This window comes from 'Chrysanthemum coronarium' phytoplasma, assembly GCF_000744065.1.
GTDB lineage: Bacteria > Bacillota_I > Bacilli_A > Acholeplasmatales > Acholeplasmataceae > Phytoplasma > Phytoplasma asteris.
Genome location: NZ_BBIY01000012.1, coordinates 1 through 8078, shown reverse-complemented (window position 1 = coordinate 8078; position 8078 = coordinate 1). Strand labels below are relative to the sequence as shown.

General features: G+C 31.7%; 6 protein-coding genes. All 6 read right to left on the bottom strand.

What is annotated here, in order from left to right:
- Nucleotides 1-69: 69 nt before the first annotated feature.
- Nucleotides 70-1044 carry an alpha-ketoacid dehydrogenase subunit beta gene (locus OYV_RS00820; RefSeq protein WP_011160950.1) on the bottom strand — a complete coding sequence of 325 codons (975 nt, stop codon included), beginning with the start codon at nt 1042-1044 and terminating at the stop codon, nt 70-72.
- Between the two features lie 2 nt (nt 1045-1046).
- Entirely contained in the window at nt 1047-2138 is a 1092-nt protein-coding gene (gene pdhA, locus OYV_RS00815) for a pyruvate dehydrogenase (acetyl-transferring) E1 component subunit alpha (protein ID WP_042067726.1), read from the bottom strand.
- Between the two features lie 224 nt (nt 2139-2362).
- Entirely contained in the window at nt 2363-3991 is a 1629-nt protein-coding gene (locus tag OYV_RS00810; protein ID WP_042067723.1) for an ABC transporter ATP-binding protein, read from the bottom strand.
- Between the two features lie 188 nt (nt 3992-4179).
- Nucleotides 4180-6624 (bottom strand): phenylalanine--tRNA ligase subunit beta, encoded by a 2445-nt coding sequence (pheT, locus tag OYV_RS00805; RefSeq protein ID WP_042067720.1) that lies wholly within the window; start codon nt 6622-6624, stop codon nt 4180-4182.
- The gene (gene pheS / locus OYV_RS00800; RefSeq protein ID WP_011160945.1) at nt 6611-7645 is read right to left on the bottom strand and encodes a phenylalanine--tRNA ligase subunit alpha; all 1035 of its coding nucleotides are present in this window, start codon (nt 7643-7645) and stop codon (nt 6611-6613) included. Before pheS ends, pheT begins: the two co-directional genes overlap by 14 nt.
- Before the next feature lie 65 nt (nt 7646-7710).
- On the bottom strand, nt 7711-8078 hold a 368-nt coding region (locus OYV_RS00795), incomplete at its 5' end, for a hypothetical protein (protein WP_236620249.1).

Here is an 8078-nt window from a genome sequence, read left to right as displayed (position 1 = left end):
GTTTTTCGGGACAAAAGAAAAGGGTTGGTTTTCCTTTGTATTTTTATATCCTTATATCTTTTTGTTATCTTATTCGCAAACCACTTTTTTAATAGCATCAGCTATTTTTTCAGGGCTTAAAAACTGATAATGTTCTGCTTTGGCTAAAGGCATTGTGATATCATTTCCAGTAACTCTGGCAGGAGCTGCATCTAGGTATAAGAAAGCTTGTTCGTTAACTAAAGCCATTAATTCTCCTGCAGGTCCGTAAGTTTTACATGCTTCATGAACTACTAAAAAGCGTCCAGTTTTTTTAACAGATGTAATTACAGTTTCTCTGTCAATAGGATTAATAGTTCTTAAATCAATTAGTTCTACGGAAACATTAGGATCAAGTTGTTTAAGGGCTAATAGTGTTTCTGGTACCATCGCTCCCCAAGCTACAACTGTAATGTCTGTGCCTTCTTGAACGACTTTGGCTTTACCGATTTGGACTTCATAATCTGTTTCGGGAACTTCTTGACGGAAACCACGATAAATTCTTTTAGGTTCCATGTAGACTACTGGATCAGGGTCGTTAATAGCAGCCATTAATAAACCTTTAGCGTCGTAAGGATTAGATGGAATAACTACTTTAAGACCAGGAACAGAGCCTAAGATTACTTCTAATGATTCGGAGTGATGTTCTAAGGATTTTACCCCTCCACCAACTGGGACTCTTACTACCATAGGTACTGTGTAATTACCACGACTACGGTTACGCAAACGGGCTGCGTGGGCAAATAGGTCTTCTAGTCCTACAAAAATAAAACCATCAAATTGGATCTCTGCAACTGGTCGCATGCCGTTAATGGCAAGTCCGATAGCGCTTCCGATAATAGAAGATTCAGCAATAGGGGCATTAAAAACGCGAGTTTCTCCGTGTTTGTCTTGTAGGCCTTTAGTTACGCGGAAAACGCCGCCTAATTTTCCTACATCTTGTCCAAAAAGAACTACTCGAGGATCTTTTGCTAACTTGCTATCTAAAGTTTGATTAATTGCATCTAGTAATGTCATTGAAGCCATTATTATTTACCTTCCTTTGTGTTGAAAAAAGCTTTGCATTCTTCGTATTGTTCTTCTAATTGAGGAGTCATTTTTTCATAAGTGTATGCAAAAATATCTTTAATATCGATGTTGTTGCCTGTTTGTTCTACTTTTTGGTGTGCTAAAACAACTTCTTCTTGGGCTTCTTTTTCAAATTGTTCTACTTGTTTTTGAGTTAGATAACCTTTATTCATCAAGTATTTTTGAAAACGTACAATTGGGTCTTTTTTGCGCCACTCTAATTCTTCTTCTTTGCTACGGTAAACAGAAGCATTATCATTAGTGGAGTGTGCTTCTAGACGATAAGAAACATTTTCAATTAAAGTAGGTCCGTTTCCTTTGCGCGCTTCGTTAAAGGCTTCTTGGGCTGCTACATAAACAGCTAAAATGTCGTTGCCGTCTACTTGCATGCCAGGAATTCCACAAGCATAACATTTTTGAGCTAAAGTTTTAGCTTTGGATACTTTGTTACGAGGATTAGAAATAGAATACTGGTTATTTTGAATAAACACTACTAATGGTACTCCAAAAACAGCAGCATAGTTAAGACCTGCATTAAACTCTTCGTGTGCAGTTCCTCCGTCTCCAATAGTTGCAATAGTTACTTCTTTTTTATTTTGCATTTTGCTTGCTAAGGCAAGTCCTGCTCCTAAATTAACACTAGAACCAATAATAATGTTAGTTGGTAAAATACGCAACTTAGGGTCTAGTTGAGAGCCTTTTTCATTGCCATACCAGTAAAGATAAAATTGTTCTAAAGAAACTCCACGGTAAAGAAAAATTCCTGCATCACGATAATAAGGTGATACCCAATCTTGGGGTTCTAAGGCAGCAGCGACACCTACTTGAGATGCTTCTTGCCCTGAGTTAAGTAAATAGTTTCCCATACGTCCTTGGCGTTGATATTTTAAGGCTGCTAAATCAGCTTGTCTACCTAAAACCATTGTTTTATACATTTTTAATAAAACATCTTTAGATAATTTTGGTTCTAATTCAGGTTGAACAAGGTTGCCATTTTCGTCAAGTATTTGGAATTGTTTACCTTTTAGGGGGTCGTACACATTCGTTAACATTGTAATACTCCTTATTTTATTTATATTAGTTTGTTTTTGATTAAATGTATTATATCTTTATTGTGTTACTAAATATAATTAATTTAGTGTTATTTGATAATATACATCTACACTTAAATTGTACTTGAAATTAAGACAAATGATGAAACAAAATAATGAAAATTGAAAGTTTAAGAGATAAAAAAAACACCATATATTATAATATATGGTGTTTCAATTAATATTTATTTATTGTTGATGATGTCAACTGGTTTTTTGTTAGACCATTTATAAATAATGAAAGATATAAATAGTAGAGTCATGAAAAAGACATAACTAAATGATAATAAATTAAATAAAAGGACTCTTACAAAAGGATTGAAAGCTAAATATGGTGATGTAAACCATAATAAAATGCCTTTATTTTTCGAATTTACTAAATAATTAACGAAAACCATAATGTCATTTTCACTTTCAAAATTGGGCAACGGTTTCATATCGAAAGATGAAAATAATATAGATGCATCTTTAAACCAAAGTAAAATACTTAATAATAATACAAAAGTTAAAACCATTTGGAATAAAGCAAAAAAGAATGCTTCAACTAAAAAGATTTTACCAACATTAACACCATTAGAACCTAAAGATCTTAGAATACCCATTTTTTTATTTTGAAGTTTGGCACTCATAGAAAAATAAAGCATAATCATAGCACCTGGAACAGATAAAATCCAAACCCAGAACATAGGGCTACTTATAATTTGAATAGTTTTAACAGCTATTTGCACAACACCAACAAAAAAATATAATTCTCCATATCCTTTATATCCTTCAAATAATTCATACATTTGATATATTTTATCACAGATTCCGAACCATTTATAACTCAAAAATGTAAAAGCAAAAAACATAAAAATAAAAGTTGCAATAGCAGTTACTAAAACAGCCAATGCCAAGAAAAACTTTTTATTTTTAAAACTCTTTAAAGCAGCCTTAGCAACAAACGAAAAAGGCAAACAACTAGGAAAAGATACAAAATCAGTATCTTGTTGTAATACTTTAGTCTCATCAGTTTTATTAAAGTTTTCTAAAGCAGGATTTTTAGTTAAGTTAGTTAAGTTTGCAATCATTTCAGCTGTAAGAACTTGACCTTCTTTAAATACTTGTTTTTTGTCTTTGCTTTTTTTAGTAGTGTCTTTTTTTCTTGTCATATCTGATATGACTTTGCCATCTTTACATTCTAAAATACGATCAGCATATTTATAAGCACTTTCGCTATCATGAGATACAATAACTACTAATTTTTCTTTACTTAAATTTTGAAGTAAATCAAAAACTTGGGTTCCTGTTTCTGAATCTAGATTTCCTGTAGGCTCATCAGCAAAGACCATTTTAGGATTTTTCAACAAAGCACGAACAATAGCAACACGTTGTTTTTGTCCTCCTGAAAGTTCATTAACTCTTCTATTTAGGAATGAAACATCCAATCCTACTTGATTCATTAAATCATTAATTAAGGCAACATCTGGTTTTTTATTTTGTAATTGTAATGCTAAGACAATATTTTCAAATACATTCATATCTTCTATTAAGTTGAATTCTTGGAAAATAAAACCAATCATTCCGTTACGATAATTATCTAAATATTTTTGATTAAAAGTTGTAATAGGAACTTTGCATACTTCAACTACGCCGCCGTTTGCAACATCAATGCCTGTTAAAACATTTAATAAAGTAGATTTACCAGAACCTGATTTACCTAAGATAAAAACCATACCTTTATCAGGTAATTTTAAAGAAACGTCTTGTAAGGCCATCGTCATATTACCGCGTTTAGTAACGTAATTTTTGCTTAAATGGTTGACATTAAACATTTTTAAAGACTCCTTTAGTTGTTTTGTTGTTTTATTGATTAAAAAAATTTATAATTATACAAATGTAAAAAGGCAAAAAGACAAAAAGGGCAAAAAAACTAATTTAACTACCCTATTATTTTACTTATTTTACCACAATTATTATATTTGCATATACACTTAAAAAGCAATATTTTTTTTATCTATTTTTATCTAATTTCAATATGAAAGTGTTTAATCAAATTAGAAGTAATTTTTTCCATACAATGTTCTACATCTTGTTTTTCTAAGTTTTTATCTAAGTTATTGAAAAAAAGTCTAAGGGCAAGAGAATGTTTTTCTTTGGTTGTAGGTATTTGATAAACATCAAATAATTCACATTTGATTAAATCAAAAGGGGTAGTTTGTTTAATGGTTTGTTCGATTTGATAAAAGGAATATTTGGTATCTACTAAAAAGGCTAAATCACGAATAACAGTAGGAAATTTAGGAATTGGTTGGAAGGTAAACGTTTTTGTAGTGTTAAGAATTTCATCCGTTAAAAAAAGTTCACAAAGAAAACTTTCTTTTAAGTGGTATTTGGTATTAAGTTGGGGATGTGTTTTTCCGATAACTCCTATTATTTGATTGTTAAATAACAAATTGGCTTGCATTCTTGGATGAAAATTACTATGTTGTTGTGTTTTTTGATAAGTAAGGGTAATGCCTAGAAAAGCACTAATTTTTTCAAGGATGCCTTTGGTAACAAAAAAAGAACTTGAAACATCTTGTTTGTGCCACAAGGAATTTAAGAAATGACCATTCAAAGCAAAAGCAAGACTTAATGTTTCTTGGTTGGGAAAATAAGTTTTTCCAATTTCAAAAAAAGCAGTATCAAAAGTTTGTCGTTTGTGCTGATAGCTTAAAACTTCTACTAAACTACTTAGCAAACTTTGTCTTAAAATCATTTTGTCTTGTGACAAAGGATTCATTATTTTGATAAAGGGTTTTTGAGGAGTAAAAGCTTCAAACATCTCAGAGCTAATTAAACTGTAAGTAATAGTTTCATAAAATCCTAAATTAACTAAGAGTTTGCGCAATTCTCTAATATTTTTTTGTTTTAAGGTTAATTTTCCTTGAGTAGGGATTTGAATTGTTTGGGGAGGTAATTTATGGCAACCATAAAGTCTAGTTAAATCAGAAATGACATCTTCTTTAATTTTGACATCATAACGACGTAAAGGAGCTTGGAGGTTTAATTGTTCGTTTTTGTTCTGTGGTCCTAAATGTTTGGATGTATGTATCTGATAATCTAGGTTTAATAACCAATTTTTGATTTGAGTAGGGCACAAAGAAACGCCAATTTTTCTTGTAACAAAATCAAGATTCAAAGAAATAGTAGGATTGGTACGGTTTTTTTGTTTTGTAATTACAGGTTGGTAAGTAATTTTGCCATCTGCTAAAGTGACTAAAAGTTGGCATGCTTTTTGAAAAGCTAAAGGAATAAGACTTTGGTCAATGCCTCTTTCAAAACGTAGGGAACTTTCAGTTTTGGTTTTGAGTTTTTGACAAGTTTGGGCAATAGTTTGGGGCGAAAAATAAGCAGCTTCAAGAATAATTTTAGTAGTTGTAGGTTTAATGCTGCTTTCTAAAAGTCCTACAATACCAGCTAGAGCAATGGCTTTTTTGCCATCTGTAATAACTAAATCATTTTCATCTAAAACAAAATCATTTTGGTTAAGAGTTGTAATATTTTCTTGTGGTAAGGCTTTTCTAACTTTGATTTGTTTGATGTTTTCAGAATCAAAAGCGTGTAGGGGAATACCGTATTCGATTAAAATTAAATTAGTGATGTCAACAACATTGTTGATTGGGTTGATGCCTGATTGTAAGAGGGCGTTTCGCAACCATAAAGGAGAAGGTTTGATTTTGATGTTTTCCAAGATACAAGCGTTGTATTCATAACAACTGTCGTTTTCAATTTGGACTTTTAAAGGAGATTGAGGCAAGTTTGCAAAAAAATCGGGGTTTGTTTGGTCTTCGCTGTTTTTTGTTTTGTAGTTGGTTGATTTTGTTTCTTGATTGTTATTGGAACTTTGAGAAGACAAAACTGCTTTGAGATCTTTGGCAAAACCTAGGTGAGATAAAAGGTCACCACGATTGGGTGTAAGCCCTAATTCTAAGATAAAACAATCAAGTCCTAAAGGAATTAAAGCATTACTTCCCAAAGCAATTTGGTCGTTGGGGTCATCAAAAAGATAAATTCCTTCTTGTTCTTGGGGAGTTAAAAATTTGGTACTAATTCCCAATTCTTCCAAAGCACAAAGCATTCCTTCTGAAAAAACTCCATAAATTTTTTTGTTTTTAAGGGTGGCGTTGATGCCTTCCAAAAAAGAACCTTCTGAAGCTACAATAACTTTTTTGCCATTTTGTAAATTAGAAGCTCCACAAACAATTTTGACTACTTTTGTTCCAGTGTTAACTTCTACTAAATTTAATTTTTGGGAACCTTGAATTTTTTGAAAGTTAAGAATTTGCCCCACCACTAAATTAGTGTTTTTGGATAGGGGGAAAAAATTTTGCACTTCGGTAATATAATTGTTAGTTAAGGCAGAAATATTTTGGGAAAGGGGTTGCGAAAAATGGTTTTTTAAAATATTTTCAATAATTTTCATTGTTGGTGGTGTTCCTTGCAAATTGTTTTAAAAAGCGAATATCATTAGTATAAAAATGTCTAATATTGTCAATTTGATATTTAATCATAGCAATTCTTTCAATACCTATTCCAAAGGCAAAACCTTGATATTTTTCAGGGTCATAATTAGCATTTTTAAGAACTTGGGGATGCACTAAACCAGCTCCTAAAATTTCTAAATATTCTTTGGTGCCATCTTTTTTGGTAATTACTAAATCAACTTCAATGCTAGGTTCGGTAAAGGGAAAATAAGACGGTCTTAAATGAATTTCTTGGGAAGTGCCAAATAATTCTTTGGTAATGAGTAAAAGAGTTTCTTTGAGATGGGAAAAATTAATGTTTTTGTCAATGACAAGTCCTTCGAGTTGCATAAATTGATGGCTATGAGTGGCGTCATCATCGTCTTTGCGGTAAACTTTTCCAGGAGAAATAATTTTGAGGGGTCCTCCTTGGCGAGCTTTCATTTCTTTGACTTGGACGTTGGAAGTGTGGGTGCGCAAAAGTTTTTGGGGGTCAATATAAAAAGAGTCTTGCATTGCTCTTGCGGGGTGGCCTTTGCCCATGTTGAGCATTTCAAAATTATAAAAATCAGTTTCAATTTCGTTGCCTTCTTTAATTTCATAGCCTAAAGATAAAAATAAATCTTCAATTTGTTCAATGATTTGATTAAGGGGGTGGGCGCTTCCTTGGAAAAATTTCAATCCTGGTAAAGTAGGATCAATTTCTTCTTGGAGCAATTTGGCGTTTAGTTGGTTTCTTTGTAAAATTTCTTTTTCTTTTTGTAAAGTTAAAATAATTTCTTGTTTTAAAACGTTAATTAATTTGCCTGCAACTGCTTTTTGGGCATGAGGAAGGCTTTTTAGCTCTTGGGTAAGTTCAAACAAGATGCCCTTTTTGCCTAAAAATTCTTTGTCTAAGGTCATTAATTGGTCTAAATCATGTTTGTTTTTTTGTAAACTGGTGTGAAATTGTGTGGTTAGATTTTTGATTTTGGTTTGCATAAAAATGATAACACTTTCTTTATTTTGGAAATGAAAAATATTGGGGTTGGGGTTAAAATTAAAAACTACATTTGAATTATTGAAATAATGTTTCCTTTAGTAAGTAACGATAGCCACATTCCTAAGGTAGCTCCTAATAAAACTCCTAAAGAAACTCCAAAAGATCCTTTTTTTAATCCTAAAATAGTACCTCCTAAAAACATTCCTGCTACCATTGCTGTTAAATGTAGTTGGGTGGTTTTTTGGTAAATATCTGTTTGAGTAGGTTTACTTAAATAAATTGCTAATACAACAATGACAATAGATTTAAAAATAATGCAATTGCTTAATAGTTTGCTACTTAAAAAAGGTTTTTTGGGTGTGTTGGTTTGGGGCAAATTGTTTTTTTTAATTAAGGCTTTTCTTGGTTTTTGGTTCATATAAATATCCTTTC

What these genes read in the sequence shown, in the direction of transcription:
- OYV_RS00820 (WP_011160950.1), bottom strand. Translation starts at nt 1,044, where the DNA reads ATGGCTTCAATGACATTACTAGATGCAATTAATCAAACTTTAGATAGC.
- pdhA (WP_042067726.1), bottom strand. Translation starts at nt 2,138, where the DNA reads ATGTTAACGAATGTGTACGACCCCCTAAAAGGTAAACAATTCCAAATA.
- OYV_RS00810 (WP_042067723.1), bottom strand. Translation starts at nt 3,991, where the DNA reads ATGTTTAATGTCAACCATTTAAGCAAAAATTACGTTACTAAACGCGGT.
- pheT (WP_042067720.1), bottom strand. Translation starts at nt 6,624, where the DNA reads ATGAAAATTATTGAAAATATTTTAAAAAACCATTTTTCGCAACCCCTT.
- pheS (WP_011160945.1), bottom strand. Translation starts at nt 7,645, where the DNA reads ATGCAAACCAAAATCAAAAATCTAACCACACAATTTCACACCAGTTTA.